This window comes from Nocardia sp. NBC_01499 (assembly GCF_045040275.1).
Lineage (GTDB): Bacteria > Actinomycetota > Actinomycetes > Mycobacteriales > Mycobacteriaceae > Nocardia.
On the sequence record NZ_CP109426.1, the window covers coordinates 5,101,578 to 5,121,723 of the forward strand.

Here is a 20,146-nt window from a genome sequence, read left to right on the forward strand (position 1 = left end):
CTGGCCTGCCTGCTGTATTGGTGGGGCCTGCTGTAACCGTTGACAGGAACCTGGTCGAAGCCGACCAGGTCTACTACACTCTGTCGTAGATTTGCGCCGTAGTTCAGCAGTGACGGCGCGACATGCACACCCATTTCCAGCACCGTAATAGCGCACGGCACAGCGCGATTCGCGGCCATCACCATCGCGGTGATGTTGACCGATGGGCCGCGGTCATCGGCATCGCCGGACCGCGTGACGCTACCCGACGAATGCCGGAATCCGCTGTCCGCCAACAGGAATGGCGGACAGCGGCGGCAAGGTCAGTGCAGCGTCTTGACGACAACCTTGGTGGCGTCGGCGACCAGGTCGTTGCTCGGCTCGGCATCCTTGGCCGGCTTGCGGGACTGGATCGCGATGACCAGTGGCGCACCGGCACCGTCGGGCCAGGTGACCGCCACATCGTTGGCGCAGCCGTAATCACCGGTGCCGGTCTTGTCGCCGGTGGTCCAGCCTGCGGGCACCCCAGCGCGAATTCGCTTGTCGCCGGTGGTGTTCGCCTTCAGCCAGCCGGTAAGCCGATCGCGCTCGGGGGCGCCGAGGGCATCGCCGACAACGACCGCGCGGTAGTCGGCGGCGAGCGCGGCCGGGGTGGTGGTGTCGCGCTCGTCGCCGGGGATCGCGGTATTGAGGTCCGGTTCCCAGCGGTCGAGGTGGCTCACCTGATCGCCGAGGGTGCGCAGAAAGTCCGTAAGCGCTTGGGGGCCGCCGAGTTCGCGCAGCAGCAGGTTGCCGGCGGTGTTGTCGCTCTGCGTGATCGCGGCGTCGGCCAGTTGGGCGACCGTCATGCCCTCGGCCACCTTGGTGCTGGTCACCGGCGAGTAGCTGAGCAGATCGGCTTGGGTGTAGTGGATGACCTGATCGAAGTAGCCGGTGTCGAGCGGATGTGCCTTGAGCAAGGCTGCGGCGGCCAGACCCTTGAAGGTGGACAGGAACGGGAAGCGCTGGTCCCCGCCCGCTACGAGGGTCTTGCCGCTGCCGGTATCGACCGCGAACACGCCGAGCTGCGCGCCGTACTGCTTCTCCAGCGCCGCCAGCTCGGCGGCGGCGGAACTGTCGGCCTGCGCGCTGGCGCTCGGCGGGTCGGTATGCGCCGCAGGGGTATCGGTGCCGCAAGCGGCAAGCAACGGGAGAACGAGAGCGGCGGTGGCCAGGGCCACCCGGGAATCACGCGTCAGCCGAAACATCCCATCACTGTTGCAGGCGAGCCACCACCGGGCAAACGGACTTCGGTCCCCTGAACGTGCTGAAGCCAGGGCAGGTGTGCACCGAAAACGGTGCACACCTGCCTCGATGTCGAACTACGTCGCCGCTCAGCCCTGCGCAGGCGGCGGCGTCGAACCGCCGTCGAGACCGGCCAGAACGCCCTCCTCGACGCGCTTGCCGAGATCGGGGTCCACATTCGTCCAGTACTCGAAGACCCGGCTCAGCACCGGCTCTCGCACACCGCCGAGCACGTGCCCGACGATGTTGTTCACCAGCCGGTCGCGTTGCTCATCGTTGAACACCTCGCGAACCATGGTGCCGGCCTGGGTGAAGTCGCCGTCCTCGGCGTGCTGGACGTAGCCCGCGCGCACCATCGTCGGATCGAATTCCCACAGACCGCCGTCGGGCGCCTGTGCCGGGTCGGCGTGCGGGCCGCCGAAGGAGTTCGGCGCGTACACCGGCACGCTCGCGTCGTTGTAGGTGTACCGCATGGCGCCCTCCTTGGAGTAGGAGTTCACCTCGGCGGCCCTCGGCAGGTTCGGCGGCAGCTGCGCGTAGTTGGTGCCGATCCGGTAGCGGTGCGCGTCCGCGTAGGCGAACACCCGGCCGAGCAGCATCTTGTCCGGCGAAAAGCCAATGCCGGGAACGACATTCGACGGCTCGAAGGCGGCCTGCTCGATATCGACGAAGTAGTTGCCGGGGTTGCGGTTCAGCGTCCACTTGCCGACCTCGATGAGCGGGTAGTCCTTGTGCGACCACACCTTGGTCAGGTCGAACGGGTTGAACCGATAGCCCTCGGCGTCGGCGTCCGGCATCACCTGCACGTGCAACGTCCAGCTCGGGAACTCGCCGCGCTCGATCGCGTCCCACAGATCCTTGCGGTGGTAGTCGGCGTTCTCGCCCGCGATCCGGTCCGCGTCGGCCTGGGTGAGGTAGTCGACGCCCTGGTCGGTCTTGAAGTGGTACTTCACCCAGAAGCGTTCGCCCGCCGCGTTGATCCACTGGTAGGTGTGCGAGCCGTAGCCGTTCATGTGCCGGTAGGTCTTCGGGATGCCTCGATCGCCCATCAGCCAGGTCACCTGGTGCGCCGTCTCCGGGCGCAGGGTCCAGAAGTCCCACTGCATGTTGTGATCGCGAAGTCCGTTGCCAGGCAGGCGCTTCTGCGATCGGATGAAGTCGGGGAACTTGATCGGGTCCTTGATGAAGAAGACCGGGGTGTTGTTGCCGACGAGGTCGTAGTTGCCGTCCTCGGTGTAGAACTTCACCGCGAAACCCCGTGGGTCGCGCCAGGTGTCGGGGCTGCCCTGCTCGCCGGCGACGGTGGAGAACCGGACAAGCGACTCGGTCCGCGCACCCGGCTGGAACAGCTTGGCCTTGGTGTAGCGGCTGACGTCGTTGGTTACCACCAGCTCGCCGTAGGCGCCAGCGCCCTTGGCGTGCACGATCCGCTCCGGCACCCGCTCGCGGTTGAATTGGGCGAGCTTCTCGATGAGGTAGTGGTCGTGCAGCAGGATCGGGCCCTGGGTACCGGCGGTGAGCGATTCGTTGTCGCTTTCCACCGGGGTTCCGGTGTTGGTGGTTGTCGGCTTGGTCATTCTCGAAGCCTCCTCGGCTGATGGACGACGTCCCGGGTGGGCTGACCCGGGCCGATCAGGATGGCTGCCGCTGTGTGGAACGGCAGGTCGGGCACAGTCCCCAGAAGACGACCTCGGCCTCGTCGACCGCGAACCCGTGCGCGTCAGCGGGTTCAAGACAGGGCGCTGCGCCCACGACACAGTCGACGTCGACGACCGTGCCGCAGCTACGGCACACCAGGTGGTGGTGGTTGTCCCCGGCCCTGGTCTCATACAGCGCGGCCGAACCGGCGGGCTCGATGCGCCGCAGGATTCCGGCGTGCACGCAGGCGCGCAATACGTCGTAGACAGCCTGCGTCGACACCGAACCCAGGGCCTCGCGAACGGTGGCGGCCACCCGATCCGCATCGGCATGCGGCGAGGCGGCGACCGCGTTCAACACCGCGACCCGCGGGGCGGTGACCCGCAGGCCCGCCGCACGCAACTGCGCTTGCGGATCGGTGTGGTTGGTGTGCATGTCTTCGATACTCCTCCTTTTCTGGAATTAGTCAAGAAAAGGAGGATGCGCTTTCGTGGCGCGGATCACATTCGAGAGCGCGGAATACTTCTGGGCAGGTGGTCGTTGATCACCACTGTCGGCGTCCGGACAGCCCCGGGCCTCACCCCATTTGTCGCTACGAGCGACCACCCGCCGAGAGGCGCTTGTGGGACGTCGACTTGGAGTCGTGACGCTGGCGTGGCGTCCGGCGACTCAGCGCCGCCAGGTTTTGCGACCTGGCGGCGTTTGTGTTTTCCGGCCCGGCTCGCCGCCGCGAAGGCCAGGTCGAGGCGGGGCTGCGCGATAGCCTCGTGCCCATGGGGCGATTCGGTGGGTTTCTCGTCGTGTTCGCTGCGTTATCGCTGGTGGCGGGCAATATCTTCACCGGCAGCGCGCACGCGGCGCCGACTCGCGTTTCCGGCGAGGTGCGGTGCACGCCGCAGTCAGGGCGCGAGTTCGCGCGGGCGAAGCCGGAGCAGGTCGGCCTCGACTCCGCGCGGCTCGCGGACGCGCTGACCTTCGCCGCCACCCGAAACCGGTTGAACGTACAGGTGTTCCGGCACAACTGCCTGATCGGTGAGGGGCCGACGAACGCACAGACCGGAAACGTGGCGTGGAACATCTGGAGTTCGACCAAGAGCATCGTCTCGATACTCGCCGGCATCGCGTGGGATCAGGGAAAGCTCGATATCTCCGCCCCGATCGGCCGGTACCTGCCCGCCGAACTCGGCGACGCGGAGCATCGCTCGATCACCGTGGCGAATCTGCTCACCGAGTCATCGGGATTGGCGGTCGGCGCGCTCACCGAGGGGATCTCCGGGGTGGTCCCGATCGACCCGAACAGCGCCGTGCAGGCATTGGGCATGCCGCTGGAGAATCCGCCGGGCACGGTATTCAGCTATAGCCAGCGCAACGTCGACCTACTCACCTATGTCCTCGAGTTGGCCATCGGCGAACCACTGCAGCAATTCGCGCAACGTGAACTCTTCGATCCGCTCGGCATCGCACGCGGCGACTACTACTGGGCACGCGATCGAGCCGGGCACACCTACGGCTACGCGCACCTGATGATCCCGCCGAACGACTTCGCCAAACTCGGCCTGCTGGTGAGCAACGACGGACGTTGGGGCACAAAACAAATCGTCTCGACCAACTATCTGCGGCAAGCACTTCATCCGTCCGCAGGCAACGAATGCTACGGGTACCTGTTCTGGCTCGGTCCCGAGTGCGCGGCACCGCTCTACAACGTGCCGCCCGACGTGTTCATGATGGACGGGCTCGGCATGCAGAATGTTTTCGGTATTCCGAGCCTCGACCTCACGGTCGTCTGGACCGGGTTCTTCGGGAATCGCAGCGACAAGGGCCTGACCGGCACCCTGCAGAATCAGGCGGAATTGCCGTACGAGTTCTTCCGTAAACTGTTCGCGGCGTTCTATAACAGGCCGCTGCCCGACCCTGGCCCGTTTGTCGAGCCACCGGTCCAACTGGACCCGCGAAAGTATGTCGACCCGAACATCCTGCTCGCGGTGTTCGGCATCGGCCCCGACGCCTATCCGGGCTGCAATGTCTTCTCCTGCCTGGACTATCCGCTGGCCCCGCCATTTTGGGACACCGCGCCCGGTTGTGCGATTCTGGCCTGCCTCGGCCCCGATGCCCCTGGCATCCATTGAGTCTCGGGCGTACCACAACACGCCATTCGCCCGTAGCCGGCTGGCTGGCGCGATAACCTCGTGCGCATGGGGCGATTCGGTGGGTTCCTTGTTGGGTTCGCTGTGTTGTCACTGATCGCTGGGAACGTATTCACCGGCAGTGCACCGGCGTCCGCCGATCCGGCGAGCTGCGCGGTGAGTTCCGGTCGCGAGTTGGCGCGCGCGCTGCCGGAGCAGGTCGACCTCGACAGCGCACGACTCGCGGACGCACTGTCTTTCGCCGCTGGTCGAAACCGGGTCAATATCAAGGTATTTCGGCACAACTGCCTGATCGGCGAGGGTCCGACGAACGCACAGACCGACAATGTGGCGTGGAATATCTGGAGCGCGACCAAGAGTGTTGTCTCGGTGCTCGCCGGAATCGCCTGGGATCAGGGCAAACTGGACATATCCGCCCCGATCGATCGGTATCTGCCGCCGGGGCTCGGCGATGCCGAGCATCGCTCGATCACCGTGGCGAACCTGCTCACCGAGTCATCGGGGATGAAGGTCGGCGTGCTGGCCGAGGGCGCCACCGGTGTCATTCCGATCGAGCCGAACAGCGCGGTGCAGGCTCTCGGTGTGCCGCTGGACCATCCGCCTGGCACGGTGTTCAGCTACAGCCAGCGCAACGTCGACTTACTCTCGTACGTCATCGAATTGGCCATCGGCGAACCACTGCAGCAATTCGCGCAACGTGAACTCTTCGATCCGCTCGGCATCGCACGCGGCGACTACTACTGGGCACGCGATCGCGCCGGGCACACCTACGGCTACGCGCACCTGATGATCCCGCCGAACGACTTCGCCAAACTCGGCCTGCTGGTGAGCAACGACGGACGTTGGGGCACAAAACAAATCGTCTCGACCGAGTATCTGCGCAAGGCGCGGCAGCCGTCGCAGGCCAACAAGTGCTACGGCTATCTGTTCTGGGTGGGGCCCGGGTGCGCGGAACAAGCGAGCAACCTGCCCGCCGACGTGTACATGATGGCCGGGCTCGGCCTACAGAACGTCTTCGTCATGCCGAGCCTGGACCTGGTGGTGGTGTGGACCGGATTCTTCGGCGATGTCAGCCAGTACGGACTGAACGGCACCATCCAGAACATCGATGAACTGCCGTACGAGTTCTTCCGCAGGCTGTTCGCGTCATTCCAGGACAAGCACATTCCCGACCCCGGCCCCTATGTCGAACCGCCGGTGCGGCTGAATCCGAGCCAGTTCGTCGACCTGAACTTCGTGCTCGCCGTGTTCGGTGCCGGACCGTTCGCCTACCCGGGCTGCGATGTCCTCTCCTGCCTGAAATACCCCCTGGCGCCGCCTTTCGCGGACACCGCGCCGGGCTGCGTGATCATGATCTGCCTCGGCCCCGACGCGCCGGGCATCCACTGAATCACCCGCCGAGGAAGGGCAACTCGCCGTCCTTGGCACCGTGTGCGCGGAAGTGATCCGGCGAGACGACGATGAACAGCGCGTCCGCCTCGGCGATGAGTTCGCCGTCGAGCTCGAGTCGCGCGTAGATGTGCAGTTTGCGGTCGCCGTCGCGGCGCTCCAGGTACGCGGATACCGTCATCGGGCGATGCAGCGGCGCCGGCTTGACGTAGTTCACGGTGAGTTTGGCGGTCACCGCGGGAATCCCACTCCTGGTCGGGACGCTCCCCGATGCCTCGTCCAGCACCGCGGCGACTACCCCGCCGTGCGCCAAACCCGGTGCGCCCTGGTGCTTTTCGTCGAAAACGCAGCTGCCGACGAGGTGACCGTCCACCAGTTCCGACACCAGCGCGACACCGGCGCGATTGCGCGGTCCGCAGCCGAAACAGTTGTCGCCGTGCGCGGATGCCGCGCCGTCGCGCTGCTGGCCGCTCGCCGGTCGCGGCACGCTCGCTGCGGCGCGGTCGGCCGCTTCGGCAAGTCCGGTCATGTGCACCCCTTGATCAGGAATCAGCTGTCTCCTGAATGAAGCTAGATTTAGGAAACATTTGTGTCAAGATCGCGAGGTGGTGAAACAAGCACGGACCTACGGCGGGGTCTCCGCCGATCAACGCCGCGCCACTCGGCGCGAGCAGCTGCTCGAGGCGGCATTCGAGGTGATGGCGCTGGACGGTCTCGGCGGGCTGACCATCCGGACCGTCGCTAAACAGGCGGGATTGTCCACCCGCTTCGTCTACGAGAGCTTCACCGATCTCGACGATCTGGTGGTCGCGGCGTTCGAGCTGGCCTTCCGGCAGATGGCGGCGACCGTAGACACGGCGGTCGCGGCGACCGGGCCGGACCGCCGCGACAAGGTGAGCGCGCTGGTCGAGGCACTCGCCGACTTCTTCCTGAACGCACCGGCCAAGGGAAAACTGTTGTCCACCAAGGCTTATGGTCACCCCGCCGTGGCGGCCCGCAGGCTCGCGCGGTCCGAGGACGTGTCGCGGACCTACGGCGCCCTATTGCACGGGCTGCTCGCCGACCGCACACCAGACGACCCGGCCATCGATCTCGCCGCCCGATTCCTGGTGGGCGGCTTCGGCGAGACCACTACCGCGTGGATCCAGCAGTCGCTGCCCTATCCTCGGGACAAGTTCATCCACGACAATGTCGAACTGTTCCTGGCGACCATCGCTGCCGTCGAACGACTGTGATCGATACGGCTACACGCGGCGGGACCGGCCGGGGATCGGCTACGGTTCAACCGATTTACCGCGTCGCCGTTAGGAGCTCGGAGCAGTGACCGATCGCGTACCACCCTCGCCTAGGGACGAGGATTTCAGCGCCCACCGGATGGGAGCCTTCGCCGACGCGGTACTCGCGATCGCGATCACGCTACTCGTCATCGAGATCAAACGGCCCGAGGGCGAAGATCTGGCCAGCCCGCACGCCCTCGCCGAATTCCTCTGGCACGAGAAAGCGTCGTTCGTGGCGTTCGTGCTGGCGTTCTTCCTGCTGTGGTCGGTCTGGCGCAGGCACCACACGCTCATCGACGAGGTCGACCGACTCGACCGGGCGACCGCCGCCTCGCACGCGCCGCTGCTCTTGCTCGCCGCCTTCCTGCCGTTTCCGACCGCGATATTCGGTCACGCACCCGATAACAAGCTCGCCGCCTGCCTGTTCGCCGCGACGGCGGCGGCGCTGTTCGGGTGCGAGGCTGTTATGAAGGAATTCGCTTGGCGGCGTGCGATATTGAAGCCCGGCGTCGATCGGTCGAAGATCCGGATGAGTGCCGGCGCGTCCGTCTCGGTCACCGTGGTCTTCGCCGTGACGGCCGGACTGGTGTGGGTGACGCCCTGGATCTGGTTCATCTGGTTCTTCGCCCCGCTGGCCGCCTACTTCGGCGGGAAACTGTCCGAACGCATCCGGCCGGACGTCATCGACCGGGCACCCGAGCGCCAGGCCGAGCAGATGGCGCAAACACGCACCTAGCCCGGCGCTCGCGGGTGGTCAGTTCAGCGGGGTGATCCAGCCGTGCAGGTCGTCGGTGCGCAGTGCGGCCGCGTGGCGTTTGCGCAGGGCCTGGGAGATCGGGCCTGGTTGCCCGTTGGCCACGGTGCGGCCGTCGACCTCGAAGACCGGGGCGGCGCCCGCGGAGGTGCCGGTGACGAAGACCTCGTCGGCGATGTAGAGCTCGGTCAGGTCGACGGTGCGCTCGATGACCGGGATGCCGTCCTCGGCCGCCAGGGTGAGCACGGTTCTGCGGTTGATGCCGTCGAGGATGTCGCAGGACACGTCGGGGGTGATCAGGGTGCCGTTGCGGACGAGGAAGATGTTGGCCGCGCTGAGCTCGCAGACATGGCCGTTGCCGTCGAGGAAGACGCAGTCGTCGTAGCCGCTGTCGATCGCGTCCTGCTTGGCAAGCACCGAATTCACGTACGCGCCATTGACTTTCGCACGAGACGGGATCGCGTTATCCGGAATGCGCCGCCACGGACTCGATTTCAGGCGCATGCCGTCCTGCGGGACGATCGGCACCGCGTCATAGACGAACATGCTGACCTGAATCGCGCAGCCGCGCACCCTGGTACCGGGAATCGACTCGACGACATGCACTGTGGCACGGACGAATACATCCTCGGCCGGGGCATTGCTACCGACCAACTCGACGACGGCGGCATAGAACCGTTCGTAATCCCACTCCGCCACGAACCGATCCATCCCGATGATCTTGCAGGACTCCGCGAGCCGCCGAAAGTGATCGTCCAGCCGAAACGCCGTCCGCGCCGCCCCCGCCACATGAACCGGGAAAACGGTATAGACGCTGAGCCCGTACAACACCGCCGACGATGCGACGCTGACCGTAGCCGCCTCGGCCGCAACAATCCGGTCACCTAGATACACATGGGGATAGGGGTTTGCCATCGGCGGAGGCTAACAGTCACGGCCCGGATCGAGCGACCGCATTTCGGGCCACCACACCTTCACCGTCGCCGTCGATGGATTACGCAGCGTTACGCTCGATCGCGTGACTCAGGAGCGGCGGGGTGGGCGGGCGGTGCAGGGGGCCGAGCGGCGGGCGGCGATTCTCGAGGCGGCTCGGGAGGTTATTGCTGAGCGGGGGTATCGGGGGGCGTCGTTGGGGGCGGTCGCGGAGCGGGTTGGGCTTACTCAGCCTGGGGTTTTGCATTATTTTCCGAGTAAAGAGCATTTGCTGGTCGCGGTGCTGGAGGAGCGGGATCGCTGGGATACGGCGGCGTTTCTGGGTGGGGGGTCGGGTAGTTGGCGGTTGTCGCATCTCGAGCAGCTGGTCGAGTACAACGCGACGCGGCCGGGGGTTGTGCAGACGTTCACGGCGTTGGCTGGGGAGAGTGTGACCGGGGGGCATCCGGCGCGGGAGTACTTCGTCGAGCGTTATGCGCAGGCCAGGGTGCGGTTGGCCGAGTTGCTTCGGGCGGAGTTCGGGGATCGGCTGGCGGGTGGGCGGACGCCGGAACAGGTGGCGCCGCTGCTGATCGCGGTGCTGGACGGGTTGCAGACGCAGTGGCTGCTCGATCCGGAGGCGGTCGATATGAGTGCCGCGTTTCGGGATTTCGTGGCTTTGCTCGGGCGGGCTGACGACGCCGCCGGGTAGCGGACGGTTAGATAACGAGCAGATAACAACGCCTACCATTGATTAGGTAGGTGTGGCGGAGCTGCGGACGCCCGCTACTCGCACCCGTCGACCCGCCCGCAATGACCTTGGTAGACAAAGGAGTTCATCATGAGTCCAGCCGACATCGCCCGCGAGGAAGCCGTGACGGCGGCCCTCGGGAAGCTCGATCTCCCGGCCAAAGCCCGGCTGCTGATGGGCCAGGACATGTGGTCGCTGCCCGCGCTGCCCGAGATCGGGTTGCAGTCGCTGGTGATGTCCGACGGTCCGATCGGAGTGCGCGGGGTGCGCTGGACCGCCGACGATCCGTCCATCGCGCTGCCCTCGCCGACCGCGCTTGCCGCGACCTGGGATCCGGAGCTGGCCAGGCGGGCCGGTCGGCTGCTCGCGCAGGAGGCCCGACGCAAGGGCGTGCATGTGCTGCTCGCGCCGACCGTCAACCTGCATCGGTCACCGCTCGGCGGGCGGCACTTCGAGAGTTACTCGGAGGACCCGTACCTCACGGGCCGCATCGGAACCGGCTATGTGAGCGGTGTGCAGGACGGCGGCATCGGCACCACCGTCAAGCATTTCGTCGCCAATGATGCTGAGACCGAACGCTTTACGGTGAACAACGTGGTATCGCAGCGCGCGTTGCGCGAGCTGTATCTCGCGCCTTTCGAGGCGATCGTCCGTGACGCGGGGGCGTGGGGTGTCATGGCCGCCTACAACCAGGTCAACGGCACGACGATGACCGAGCACGGCGAGTTGCTGAACGAAACACTGCGCGGGGAATGGGGTTTCGACGGCATCGTTGTCTCCGACTGGATGGCCGCGAGGTCGACGGTCGCGGCGATCACCGCCGGGCTTGATGTCGCGATGCCGGGCCCACGCGGGGTTTACGGGGAGGCGCTCGTCGCGGCGGTGCGCAATGGCGAGGTGGACGAGTCCGTGGTCGACGCGGCGGTGCGCAATGTGCTGCGGCTCGCGGCCCGCGTCGGCCTGCTCGACGGCGCCGAGCCCGCGGTGACCACGCCGCCCGCGCGATTCGACGGGATCGCATTGGCACGCGAGATCGCCTCTCGCGCTTTCGTTCTGGTACGCAATGGGACGGTCGGCGAGCGCCAAGCCCTCCCCCTCGACGCGAGTCGGACCAAGGTCGCGCTGATCGGTCTCGCCGCCAGGGACGCCCGCATTCTCGGCGGCGGCTCGGCCACCGTCTTCCCCGAGTCCGTGGTGTCCCCGCTCGACGGGCTGACCGCCGCGCTGCCGGACGGCGCGCTGAGCTACGCGATCGGCGCCGCCCCGAGCGACGCTCTCGGCGCCGCGGATCGCGGATTCGATTTGCACGCCCGCGTTTTCGACGCCGACGGCGCCCTGCTCGGGGAAAGTTCGCTGCCCAACGGCATGGTCAACTGGCTCGGCAAACTGCCCGAGGGCATCGACTACGACGCGCTGCACACCGTCGAGGTGCGCGGCACCTTCACACCGGCGGAAACCGGCGCGCACGTGTTCGGCACCAAAGGAGTCGGCGATTTCCGGCTCGTCGTCGGTGACACCGTGCTGTTCGACGGCGCCCAAACACTCACCGGCGCCGACCCTTTCGAGGCGTTCTTCGGCACGCCGACCGAACGCGGCACGGTCGAACTCACGGCGGGGACGACGGTCGAGGTGACCATGACCCATACGCCGATGAAGATGGCGGACATGCCGATCCAGGCGATCTTGTGCACCCTCGCGCACAGCGATCCGCGCCGCGATCCGGACGAGCTGATCGCCGAGGCCGTCGAGGCGGCGCGGGCGGCCGACGTCGCGGTGGTCGTCGTCGCCACCACCGAACAGGTCGAATCCGAGGGCTTCGATCGCACCAGCCTGAAACTGCCCGGCCGCCAAGACGAATTGGTCAGCCGGGTGACCGCGGCCAACCCGAATACCGTCGTGGTCGTGAACGCCGGATCGCCGGTGGAGATGCCGTGGCGCGACGAGGTCGCCGCGATCCTGTTGAGCTGGTTCCCCGGCCAGCAGGGCGGCGCGGCGCTGGCCGACGTGCTGCTCGGCAACACGGAGCCAGGCGGCCGACTGCCGACCACCTGGCCCGCCACGCTGGCCGACTGTCCGGTCTCGCAGGTCACCCCGACCGACGGTGAGCTCGTCTACCGGGAGGACCTGTTCATCGGCTACCGCGCGTGGGAGCGGGCGGGCACTACCCCCGCGTACCCGTTCGGGCACGGATCGGGTTACACCACATGGGATTACGAGTCGGTCACCAACGAAGACACGACGGTGACCGTTCGCCTGCGCAACACCGGCACCCGCCGAGGCGCTGAAGTCGTCCAGATATACCTTGCCCCCGTTGCGGATTCGGTGCTCCGCCCAACCCGCTGGCTGGCAGGTTTCGCCCGTGTCGAAGCGGATCCAGGCGAGCTGGTCACCGCTGAGATCCCGATCCCGCACCGCGCCTTCGAGATCTGGGACGAGAACACGTGGCGCTCGGTACCCGGCTCATACGAAATCCACGCGGCCCATTCATTCACCGATCGCCGCCTGACAACCCACTACGAAGCGGAGTAAACGACGGCGGCCGTGGATCCACACTGGATCCACGGCCGCGTCGGATGTCGGTATCAGCGGTTGCTGAGGAGAACCTCGGCGATCTGAATGGTGTTGAGGGCGGCGCCTTTTCGGAGGTTGTCGCCGGAGATGAACAGGGCCAGGCCTCGACCGTCGGGGACGCCGGGGTCTTGACGGATGCGGCCGACGAGCGAGTCGTCGGCGCCCGCGGCCTGCAGCGGGGTCGGTACGTCGACGAGCTTGACGCCCGGGGCCTTGGCCAGGATCTCCTTGGCCTGTTCGACCGAGAGCGGCTGGTCGAATTCGGCGTTCACCGACAGCGAGTGGCCGGTGAAGACCGGGACGCGCACGCAGGTGCCGCTCACCAGAAGCTCGGGCAGGCCGAGAATCTTGCGGCTCTCGTTGCGCAGCTTCTGATCCTCGTCGGTCTCGCCGGAGCCGTCGTCGACCAGCGAACCGGCCAGCGGCAGCACGTTGAACGCGATGGGCGCGACGTACTTGTTCGGCGCGGGGAAGTCGACGGCGCTGCCGTCGTGGGTGAGCTTCTCGATATCGTCGATCACCGCACGCGATTGTGTCGCAAGCTCTTCCACACCGGCCAGGCCGCTACCGGACACCGCCTGGTAGCTGGACACGATGAGGCGGCGCAGACCGGCGAGGTCGTGCAGCGGCTTCAGCACCGGCATGGCAGCCATGGTGGTGCAGTTCGGGTTGGCGATGATGCCCTTGACCAGGTTGCGGGTCTGCTCGGGATTGACCTCGCTGACCACGAGCGGTACGTCGGGGTCCTTGCGCCACGCGGACGAGTTGTCGATCACGGTGACACCCGCCGCGGCGAAGCGCGGGGCCTGCACGCGAGACATGGTGGCACCGGCCGAGAACAGCGCGATATCCAGCCCGGCCGGATCGGCGAGCTCGGTATCCTCGACGACGATCTCGCCGCCGCGCCACGGCAGCTTGGTGCCCGCCGAGCGCGACGACGCGAAGAAACGCACCTCGTCGGCCGGGAAGTTGCGCTCCTCCAGCAGTTTTCGCATGACGGCGCCGACCTGTCCGGTCGCGCCGACAACGCCTACTCGAATGCCCATGGCAATGTCCCTTTCGACCTGATCGGGAGCGCTGCGTGGTTACGCTGCGCTACCGCCTCCGCGCTTGACCCGATCGGGTCAGCGCCCCGTTCCCGCGTGCACCACGGCGACCTCGTCGCCGCCGAGATTGAAGGCCCGGTGCAGCACCTGGACGGCCTCGTCCAGTTCGACGTCCCTGACCAGCACCGAGATCCGGATCTCGGAGGTGGAGATCAGATCGATGTTCACGCCCGCGTCGGCCAGCGCCTCACAGAACGTGGCGGTGACGCCGGGGTGGCTCTTCATGCCCGCGCCGACCAGCGACACCTTGCCGATGTGGTCGTCGTAGAGCACCTGCGAGAAGCCGATCTCGTCCTGCTGCTTGGTCAGCATCTCGACGGCACGCGCGCCGTCGGTCTTGGGCAGGGTGAAGGTGATGTCGGTCTTGCCGGTATCGATCTTGGAGACGTTCTGCAGCACCATGTCGATATTGATCTCGGCGTCGGCGACCGCGCGGAACACCTTGGCGGCGTAGCCGGGGACGTCGGGCAGCCCGACCACGGTGACCTTGGCCTCGCTGCGATCGTGCGCGACGCCCGTGAGGATTGCTTGCTCCAAGGGGATGTCCTCCATCGATCCGTAAACGTAGGTGCCCGGCTTGTCGGTATAGGACGAGCGAACATGCACAGGCACGTTGTACCGGCGCGCGTATTCGACGCAGCGCAGCATCAGCACCTTCGCGCCGCAGGCCGCGAGTTCCAGCATCTCCTCGTAGGAGACCTGATCGAGCCGCTGTGCGTCCGGCACGATCCGCGGGTCGGCGGTGAACACGCCGTCCACGTCGGTGTAGATCTCGCAGACGTCGGCCTCCAGCGCCGCGGCCAGCGCGACCGCGGTGGTGTCGGAGCCGCCGCGACCAAGCGTGGTGACGTCCTTGTTGTCCTGGCTGACGCCCTGGAAACCGGCGACGAGCACGATCTGCCCGTCGTCGAGCGCCTGGCGCAGGCGGCCAGGGGTGACGTCGATGATCTTCGCGTTGCCGTGCGCGCCGGTGGTGATCACACCCGCCTGCGAGCCGGTGAACGAACGCGCCTCGGCACCGAGTGAGTGAATGGCCATCGCGACCAGCGCGTTCGAGATGCGCTCACCCGAGGTGAGCAGCATGTCCATTTCCCTCGCCGGTGGCGCTGGCGCCACCTGCTGGGCGAGGTCGAGCAGTTCGTCGGTGGTATCGCCCATGGCCGAGCAGACGACCACCACGTCGTGGCCTGCCTTCTTGGTCTCGACGATCCGTTCAGCGACGCGCCGGATGCGCTCGGCGGTAGCCACCGAGGATCCTCCGTACTTCTGAACAACGAGAGCCACGACAGGGTCCTCCAAGATCGACTACCAGCTGCTAACAGCCACCCAGCGTACCGGCCGCCGTCCAGCCGACCACCCCTGCCTCCTCAGCCGACGGCCGCGACGGAGGTGTCGCGCTGGTCGGGCTTGTGCGCCAGCGCGACATCGGCGGCGAGGAAACGCGACGCGCTGCGCGCCGACGAAGGTGGGTGAATGACGCAGGATGGGGTGATGAAGAGCACGGTATTGATGGTGCGGACTGGGCGGGCCGAGGTTGTGCAGGACATCACCGGGGAGTGTGTGGCGTTTGTGCGCGAGGCCTCTGGTGGGGGTGACGGGTTGTTGAATGTGTTCGTGCCGCATGCGACGGCCGGGGTCGCGGTGATGGAGTTGGGGGCGCGTAGCGATGATGACCTGCTTGCGGCGCTGGGCGAGTTGCTGCCTGCCGATGATCGGTGGCGGCACGCGCACGGGTCGCGCGGGCACGGGCGTTCGCATGTGATGCCCGCGTTGATCGCGCCCTACGCGACGATTCCGGTGATCGGTGGGGCGATGGCGTTGGGGACCTGGCAGTCCGTCGCGTTCGTCGATCTCAATGTCGACAACCCGGAGCGTCAGGTGCGGCTGTCGTTCCTCAGTGACTAACCGGGGCCGTCCGCTGGGCCGTCGCATGATCGGGTCAGGCGCGGGTGAACCAGGTGACCTGATTGCCGTTGCTGAATTCCTTGCGTGTGGTCGGCGCGAAGAGCGTCGGCCGGAACGCACCGGCGAAGCCGGGGATGCCGGTGCCCGCGACGACGGGGTAACTCTTGATCACCAGTTCATCGATCTCGCCGAGCAGGGCGGCGGCGAGCTTCCCGCCACCTGCCAACCAGATGTCCAGTCCCGCTTCCTGTTTGAGCTGCCGCACCAGGGTGACCGGGTCCCGCTCGTCCAGCTGCACGGTCGGGTCGTCGATCCGGCCGAGCGTGCTCGACACCACGTACTGCCGCATATGGGAGTACGGGCTGGTCAGCCCGGCGGACAGGGCGGGCTCGTAGGTCCCCCGGCCCATCACCAGCGTGTCGAACTTCCGATTCGGCGCATCGGCCGCCAGCCCGAGATGCGTACGCACGTGGGTAGGCAGGGTTTCCGGGTATTGCTGACCCAGCCATCCGACGAAGTCCTCGGGCAGCGGGTAGAAGCCGATATCGCCATCGGGTCCGGCGATGTAGCCGTCGAGCGACATCCCGACGAAGTAGACGAGTTTTCGCATGGCAGAACCTCTTTCGTGCGGGTCGATCAGGCGCGGGTGAACCAGGTGACCTGCGCGCCGTTGCCGAACTCCTTGCGTGCGGTCGGCGTGAACAGGGTCGGCCGGAACGCACCGGCGAAGGCCGAGATGCCGCCACCCGCGACGACCGGGTGGCTCTTGATGATCATCTCGTCGATCTCACCGAGCAGCTGAGCGGCGAGATTGCCGCCGCCGCAGAGCCAGATGTCAAGGCCCGCTTCCTTTTTGAGCCGTTGCACCAGGCCGACCGGGTCGGCATCGACCAGTTCGACGGCCGGGTCATCGATTCGGCCGTAGGTGCTCGACACCACGTACTGACGCAGGTGCGCGTACGGGCTGGGATAACCGGCGGACAGGCCAGGCTCATAGGCGCCGCGGCGGCCGGAACTGCGGGCCGTGCTGACCGATCGGGTGCGCGCGGACGTCGAATTCAACGTGCGCAACCACCTCGATGCCGGACTGCCGGGCGACGAGAAGTCCGTGCTGCTGCTCTATTTGGCACTGAACTGGTTGATCGTCGACCGACTTACCCTGCCCGGCGTGTTCACCGAGGAGCAGAGCCAGGAGCTGATCGAGGCCGCGGTCGATCGCCTCATCGGCACATGAAGACCGCGTGGTCTTCATGTGCCGAATCCTTGTGACCCACATCACCGGCACCCGATAATGAGTCGATGATGGCGAAGGTCGGAGACCGACTGCTCGTGCACGGACACGTTGTGGGCCAAGGTGATCGCCAAGGGGAGATCATCGAGGTGCGCGGACCGGAAGGCGCGCCGCCCTACCTCGTGCGCTACGCCGACGGGCACGAGTCGCTGGTCTACCCCGGACCCGACGCGATAGTCGCACCGGCCACCTGAGCCAGGGCGTGCCAACGTCGCGCTCCGACGCGCCGGCACCCGCACGGCGATTCGGCGACGAGGTCCGCGCATAGCCTTTCGGCGCCATCCGTGCCGAACACGGTCTTGGAGATGTCCCAAATCTTCCGCATGGAACTTGTTCAGATGCTTACCAATGTCCGCTTTTGGACCCAAAAGGCCATGTAGGCCGCGCCCATGGACTATCAACCGCGGCGACGAGGTTGACGAATCAGATAACCGATAGAGAGAATCGGGCCCAGTTGTCCATCGGGGGTCGGAAGGTTTTGCATGCGCACGAGAACCGATATTCGATTCGTCGTCGACGCCGATTCCGCGCAAGTGATGGATGCGCTGGCCGCTGTCGAAATGCTCCCGGAATGGTCGCCTGGATATACCGATGCCAGAGTCGCCTCGCGCGACGACGCGGGAAGGCCGGTTCGAGTTTTCGTCAAGACCGAACTCTTGGGCAGCTCGGACATGCAAGTGCTGGAATACGATTGGACAGCCAACCGATCGTCCTGGCAGGTCACCGACAGCACGCGGGGCGCGAAGGGCGGCGGCTGGTTCGAGCTCTCGCACGGCGCGGACGGCACCGACGTCTGGTTCCACGCGGAGGTCTACCTACCCATCCCGGTGCCGGGGCTACTACTCAAGCGCACCGTGCGCAAGCAGCACGAGATCGCGGTGCAGAATTTCATCGAGTTCGCCGAGGGATTTCCGGAGGCGGAAACCATGAAGCCGTATAGCTATAACGAATAACCGGCATCGAGGCACGCGTACAGCGAAATCGAGCGACGCGCAGCGCAGCAAGCACCCGGCGACTGGGTCGAGATGCGACGATGTGCACCATGAGCGATGCCAAACGGATTCGGCTGCGGCCAGTCGCCGAGGGTGAGTCGGTAACGCAGCTCGAGCTGTTCTTCGACCTGGTACTCGTCTTCGCGTTCACCATGGTCACCGACCTGGCGGCGGAAGAGACCAGCGTCAAGAACATCGTGCGCGCGTTTCTCGTGCTCGCCGTGATGTGGTGGTTGTGGATCGCCTACTCCTGGCTCGGCAATGTGGTTCGCGCCGACGAGGGATTCGCCAGGGTCGCGATGTTCACCGCGATGGGCGGTGCGTTCCTCGCCGCGCTCGCCATTCCCGAGGCGTTCCACGATCTGCCGGGTGGCTGGTACGGGCCCCTCGTCTTCGCGATCGCGTATCTGATCGTGCGGTTGGTGCACGTCGGCATGTTCTGGCTGGCCAGCGCCGACGACGCGCAGCTGCGCGGTCAGGTGCTGCGCTGGTCGCTCGGCTCGATCACCCTCGGCACCACGCTGCTCGTGATCGCGGCGATGACCTCCGGCGCGGTGCAGATTGGGCTGTGGATCGCCGCCATCGCGGGTGACTATCTGTGGACGCTGTTCGCGGGCAACGACTGGCGATTGAATTCGGCGAGCCACTTCGCGGAGCGATACGGACTGATCATTATCGTCGCGCTCGGCGAATCGATCGTTTCGATCGGTATCGGCGTGGCCGGACTGCCTATCTCGTGGCCGATCGCGGTGGGCGCGCTGCTCGGGCTCGCGGTATCCGGACTGCTCTGGTGGACGTATTTCGACGTCGCGGCGCTGTCGATCGAACACGAGCTGAAGCATGCCGACGGTGCGCGGCAGATCAAGATCGCGCGAGGCGCCTACACCTTTTGGCATTTCCCGATGATCGTCGGAATCATCGCGCTCTCACTGGGTTTGAAGAAAATTCTCTACTATGTCGGCGACTCTGCACACCACACACTGAAAGACGCGCTGTACGGAATTCCGTTGTTCGCGTTGTACGGCGGAGTTGTGCTGTATCTCATCGCATTGGTCGGCGCGAAACGCTATGCGACAGGCGCGGTCAGCATGCCCCGGGTGGTCGTCATCGTGCTGCTGCTCGCGCTGATCCCACTGGCGGCCGCACTGCCCGCGCTTGCCTCACTCGCCATCCTGTGCGCGGTGCTCGTCGTGCTGATCGTGTGGGAAACAATCCAATTCGCACAACCGCGAGAAGCGATCAGGCACGGGGTATCTGACTGAGGTGATGGCGCACGCTGTGTTCGGCGGGCGTCGGCCCGTACGCGGACGGCGGCACCCGGACATCGTGTTTCACCGCGAGCCGGATCTGATCGATGTTCTCGCGCAACACATCCGAGACCAGTTCGTCGGTGCGCGGATCCTCGAGCACCTGGAACAGGATGCGGAAGGTGGTGTCGGCGATCAGCCGGATGATGTCGTCGTGGAACGGGATGTAGCGCACCCGGCCCGCCTGCGGATCCTTCTTGATCAGCTCGAGGATCATCGCGTCCATCTCGGCGCGGTTCTCCTGTAGCGCCGCCGCGATATTGCGGGTGTAGTGGCCGGTGCGCATCACCGAGGCCACCTCGTCCATCACCGCGATGGTCATCGGCCGCTTGATGGTGTCGACGATGGTCAGCACGAACCGGTTGACCACCGCGGCGGTGATCCGGTCGCCGAACACCCGGTCGGCGACGCGACCGAGCCGGACCACGATCACCACGATCCGCAGCAACCGGAAGCCGCGGAAGAACGGGCTGGTCACCGGGATCATGCCGACGATCTCGTACCAGTAGATGAACGGGAACGTCCAGGTCCAGCCCGCCCTGCGCCAGCGCCACAGGAACTCGACGGCGAACACGCCACAGATCGTCCAGTCGACGATGACGATCGTGTGATGGGTGTGCGCGGAAACGTCGAAGAAGGTGATCCACACGACAAGCGCCACCGACACGATGGCCAGCGCCAACATGAAGAAGTCGGTCCACAACGCAGGCGGCTTACGCGGGTAGTCGCCCTCCGGGAGTTCCTCGCTGACCGGAGTGGTGCTCGCAGCTGTCACCTGTGGGTGTCCCTTCAACGCCGAACGGTCGTGCCGACAGTAGTCGGCACGACCGCGTCACGGCAGGACCG

At 66.1% G+C, this 20,146-nt stretch carries 21 protein-coding genes and 2 pseudogenes; 12 read left to right on the plus strand and 11 right to left on the minus strand.

The window, feature by feature from the left end; all coding sequences use genetic code 11:
* Positions 1–302: 302 nt before the first annotated feature.
* The 3 genes from bla to OG203_RS23315 form a co-directional block, all read right to left on the minus strand.
* Positions 303–1,226, minus strand: a complete 924-nt coding sequence (bla, locus tag OG203_RS23305; protein ID WP_405167703.1) for a class A beta-lactamase — start codon at positions 1,224–1,226, stop codon at positions 303–305.
* A 126-nt stretch (positions 1,227–1,352) separates the two neighbouring features.
* Entirely contained in the window at positions 1,353–2,840 is a 1,488-nt protein-coding gene (locus OG203_RS23310; protein ID WP_405167704.1) for a catalase, read from the minus strand.
* Between the two features lie 55 nt (positions 2,841–2,895).
* Entirely contained in the window at positions 2,896–3,336 is a 441-nt protein-coding gene (locus OG203_RS23315) for a Fur family transcriptional regulator (protein ID WP_405167705.1), read from the minus strand.
* 338 nt (positions 3,337–3,674) lie between these two features.
* Here OG203_RS23315 and OG203_RS23320 point away from each other — a divergent pair, with 338 nt between their 5' ends.
* Entirely contained in the window at positions 3,675–5,027 is a 1,353-nt protein-coding gene (locus OG203_RS23320; RefSeq protein WP_405167706.1) for a serine hydrolase domain-containing protein, read from the plus strand.
* 66 nt (positions 5,028–5,093) lie between these two features.
* A complete protein-coding gene (locus OG203_RS23325) occupies positions 5,094–6,434 on the plus strand; it encodes a serine hydrolase domain-containing protein (protein ID WP_405167707.1) in 1,341 nt (446 codons plus the stop codon).
* 1 nt (position 6,435) lies between these two features.
* On the opposite strand, the gene OG203_RS23330 is transcribed toward OG203_RS23325, so the two are convergent.
* The gene (locus OG203_RS23330; RefSeq protein WP_405167708.1) at positions 6,436–6,963 is read right to left on the minus strand and encodes a PaaI family thioesterase; all 528 of its coding nucleotides are present in this window, start codon (positions 6,961–6,963) and stop codon (positions 6,436–6,438) included.
* 76 nt (positions 6,964–7,039) lie between these two features.
* Between OG203_RS23330 and OG203_RS23335 the strand changes: the two genes are divergently transcribed.
* Together OG203_RS23335 and OG203_RS23340 are read left to right on the plus strand one after the other, a co-directional pair.
* Positions 7,040–7,669 (plus strand): TetR/AcrR family transcriptional regulator, encoded by a 630-nt coding sequence (locus OG203_RS23335; RefSeq protein WP_405167709.1) that lies wholly within the window; start codon positions 7,040–7,042, stop codon positions 7,667–7,669.
* Between the two features lie 85 nt (positions 7,670–7,754).
* Positions 7,755–8,447, plus strand: a complete 693-nt coding sequence (locus tag OG203_RS23340; protein ID WP_405167710.1) for a TMEM175 family protein — start codon at positions 7,755–7,757, stop codon at positions 8,445–8,447.
* An 18-nt stretch (positions 8,448–8,465) separates the two neighbouring features.
* On the opposite strand, the gene OG203_RS23345 is transcribed toward OG203_RS23340, so the two are convergent.
* Positions 8,466–9,380, minus strand: coding sequence for an aminotransferase class IV (locus OG203_RS23345; RefSeq protein WP_405167711.1), 915 nt, complete (start codon positions 9,378–9,380; stop codon positions 8,466–8,468).
* Between the two features lie 133 nt (positions 9,381–9,513).
* Here OG203_RS23345 and OG203_RS23350 point away from each other — a divergent pair.
* From OG203_RS23350 to OG203_RS23360, 3 genes and pseudogenes are all read left to right on the plus strand, one after another.
* Positions 9,514–9,621: pseudogene (locus tag OG203_RS23350) on the plus strand (TetR family transcriptional regulator); the annotation flags it as partial.
* Between the two features lie 18 nt (positions 9,622–9,639).
* Positions 9,640–10,089, plus strand: a complete 450-nt coding sequence (locus tag OG203_RS23355) for a TetR family transcriptional regulator C-terminal domain-containing protein (protein ID WP_405167973.1) — start codon at positions 9,640–9,642, stop codon at positions 10,087–10,089.
* A 129-nt stretch (positions 10,090–10,218) separates the two neighbouring features.
* Positions 10,219–12,657 (plus strand): glycoside hydrolase family 3 protein, encoded by a 2,439-nt coding sequence (locus OG203_RS23360; protein ID WP_405167712.1) that lies wholly within the window; start codon positions 10,219–10,221, stop codon positions 12,655–12,657.
* A gap of 53 nt (positions 12,658–12,710) precedes the next feature.
* On the opposite strand, the gene OG203_RS23365 is transcribed toward OG203_RS23360, so the two are convergent.
* The 3 genes from OG203_RS23365 to OG203_RS23375 form a co-directional block, all read right to left on the minus strand.
* Entirely contained in the window at positions 12,711–13,745 is a 1,035-nt protein-coding gene (locus OG203_RS23365) for an aspartate-semialdehyde dehydrogenase (protein WP_405167713.1), read from the minus strand.
* 78 nt (positions 13,746–13,823) lie between these two features.
* Positions 13,824–15,089 (minus strand): aspartate kinase, encoded by a 1,266-nt coding sequence (locus OG203_RS23370; RefSeq protein WP_405167714.1) that lies wholly within the window; start codon positions 15,087–15,089, stop codon positions 13,824–13,826.
* An 83-nt stretch (positions 15,090–15,172) separates the two neighbouring features.
* On the minus strand, positions 15,173–15,307 hold the full coding sequence (locus tag OG203_RS23375; RefSeq protein ID WP_405167715.1) for a hypothetical protein: 135 nt from the start codon (positions 15,305–15,307) through the stop codon (positions 15,173–15,175).
* Here OG203_RS23375 and OG203_RS23380 point away from each other — a divergent pair.
* Complete coding sequence (locus OG203_RS23380) at positions 15,297–15,710, plus strand: secondary thiamine-phosphate synthase enzyme YjbQ (protein WP_405167716.1); 414 nt, start codon at positions 15,297–15,299, stop codon at positions 15,708–15,710. The two genes, OG203_RS23375 and OG203_RS23380, sit on opposite strands and share 11 nt — an antisense overlap.
* 34 nt (positions 15,711–15,744) lie before the next feature.
* Here the strand turns inward: OG203_RS23380 and OG203_RS23385 are convergent, their stop codons facing one another.
* Complete coding sequence (locus OG203_RS23385; protein WP_405167717.1) at positions 15,745–16,320, minus strand: dihydrofolate reductase family protein; 576 nt, start codon at positions 16,318–16,320, stop codon at positions 15,745–15,747.
* A gap of 26 nt (positions 16,321–16,346) precedes the next feature.
* On the minus strand, positions 16,347–16,649 hold the full coding sequence (locus OG203_RS23390; RefSeq protein ID WP_405167974.1) for a dihydrofolate reductase family protein: 303 nt from the start codon (positions 16,647–16,649) through the stop codon (positions 16,347–16,349).
* A gap of 58 nt (positions 16,650–16,707) precedes the next feature.
* On the opposite strand from OG203_RS23390, the pseudogene OG203_RS23395 reads away from it, so the two are divergent.
* The 4 genes and pseudogenes from OG203_RS23395 to OG203_RS23410 form a co-directional block, all read left to right on the plus strand.
* Positions 16,708–16,944 (plus strand): annotated as a pseudogene (locus OG203_RS23395) (TetR/AcrR family transcriptional regulator); the annotation flags it as partial.
* A 65-nt stretch (positions 16,945–17,009) separates the two neighbouring features.
* Positions 17,010–17,195, plus strand: coding sequence for a DUF1918 domain-containing protein (locus OG203_RS23400; RefSeq protein WP_405167718.1), 186 nt, complete (start codon positions 17,010–17,012; stop codon positions 17,193–17,195).
* A 288-nt stretch (positions 17,196–17,483) separates the two neighbouring features.
* Positions 17,484–17,954 carry an SRPBCC family protein gene (locus OG203_RS23405; protein WP_405167719.1) on the plus strand — a complete coding sequence of 157 codons (471 nt, stop codon included), beginning with the start codon at positions 17,484–17,486 and terminating at the stop codon, positions 17,952–17,954.
* Between the two features lie 89 nt (positions 17,955–18,043).
* Positions 18,044–19,255, plus strand: coding sequence for a low temperature requirement protein A (locus OG203_RS23410; protein ID WP_405167720.1), 1,212 nt, complete (start codon positions 18,044–18,046; stop codon positions 19,253–19,255).
* Here OG203_RS23410 and OG203_RS23415 read toward each other — a convergent pair.
* A complete protein-coding gene (locus tag OG203_RS23415) occupies positions 19,233–20,075 on the minus strand; it encodes an ion transporter (protein WP_405167721.1) in 843 nt (280 codons plus the stop codon). The two genes, OG203_RS23410 and OG203_RS23415, sit on opposite strands and share 23 nt — an antisense overlap.
* Between the last annotated feature and the right edge of the window lie 71 nt (positions 20,076–20,146).

Excerpts from the sequence above, each read along its gene's own strand:
- bla (WP_405167703.1), bottom strand. The coding sequence starts at position 1,226 with ATGTTTCGGCTGACGCGTGATTCCCGGGTGGCCCTGGCCACCGCCGCT.
- OG203_RS23365 (WP_405167713.1), bottom strand. The coding sequence starts at position 13,745 with ATGGGCATTCGAGTAGGCGTTGTCGGCGCGACCGGACAGGTCGGCGCC.
- OG203_RS23380 (WP_405167716.1), top strand. The coding sequence starts at position 15,297 with ATGAAGAGCACGGTATTGATGGTGCGGACTGGGCGGGCCGAGGTTGTG.
- OG203_RS23315 (WP_405167705.1), bottom strand. The coding sequence starts at position 3,336 with ATGCACACCAACCACACCGATCCGCAAGCGCAGTTGCGTGCGGCGGGC.
- OG203_RS23320 (WP_405167706.1), top strand. The coding sequence starts at position 3,675 with ATGGGGCGATTCGGTGGGTTTCTCGTCGTGTTCGCTGCGTTATCGCTG.
- OG203_RS23410 (WP_405167720.1), top strand. The coding sequence starts at position 18,044 with ATGAGCGATGCCAAACGGATTCGGCTGCGGCCAGTCGCCGAGGGTGAG.
- OG203_RS23325 (WP_405167707.1), top strand. The coding sequence starts at position 5,094 with ATGGGGCGATTCGGTGGGTTCCTTGTTGGGTTCGCTGTGTTGTCACTG.
- OG203_RS23405 (WP_405167719.1), top strand. The coding sequence starts at position 17,484 with ATGCGCACGAGAACCGATATTCGATTCGTCGTCGACGCCGATTCCGCG.
- OG203_RS23310 (WP_405167704.1), bottom strand. The coding sequence starts at position 2,840 with ATGACCAAGCCGACAACCACCAACACCGGAACCCCGGTGGAAAGCGAC.
- OG203_RS23330 (WP_405167708.1), bottom strand. The coding sequence starts at position 6,963 with ATGACCGGACTTGCCGAAGCGGCCGACCGCGCCGCAGCGAGCGTGCCG.
- OG203_RS23360 (WP_405167712.1), top strand. The coding sequence starts at position 10,219 with ATGAGTCCAGCCGACATCGCCCGCGAGGAAGCCGTGACGGCGGCCCTC.
- OG203_RS23385 (WP_405167717.1), bottom strand. The coding sequence starts at position 16,320 with ATGCGAAAACTCGTCTACTTCGTCGGGATGTCGCTCGACGGCTACATC.
- OG203_RS23345 (WP_405167711.1), bottom strand. The coding sequence starts at position 9,380 with ATGGCAAACCCCTATCCCCATGTGTATCTAGGTGACCGGATTGTTGCG.
- OG203_RS23400 (WP_405167718.1), top strand. The coding sequence starts at position 17,010 with ATGATGGCGAAGGTCGGAGACCGACTGCTCGTGCACGGACACGTTGTG.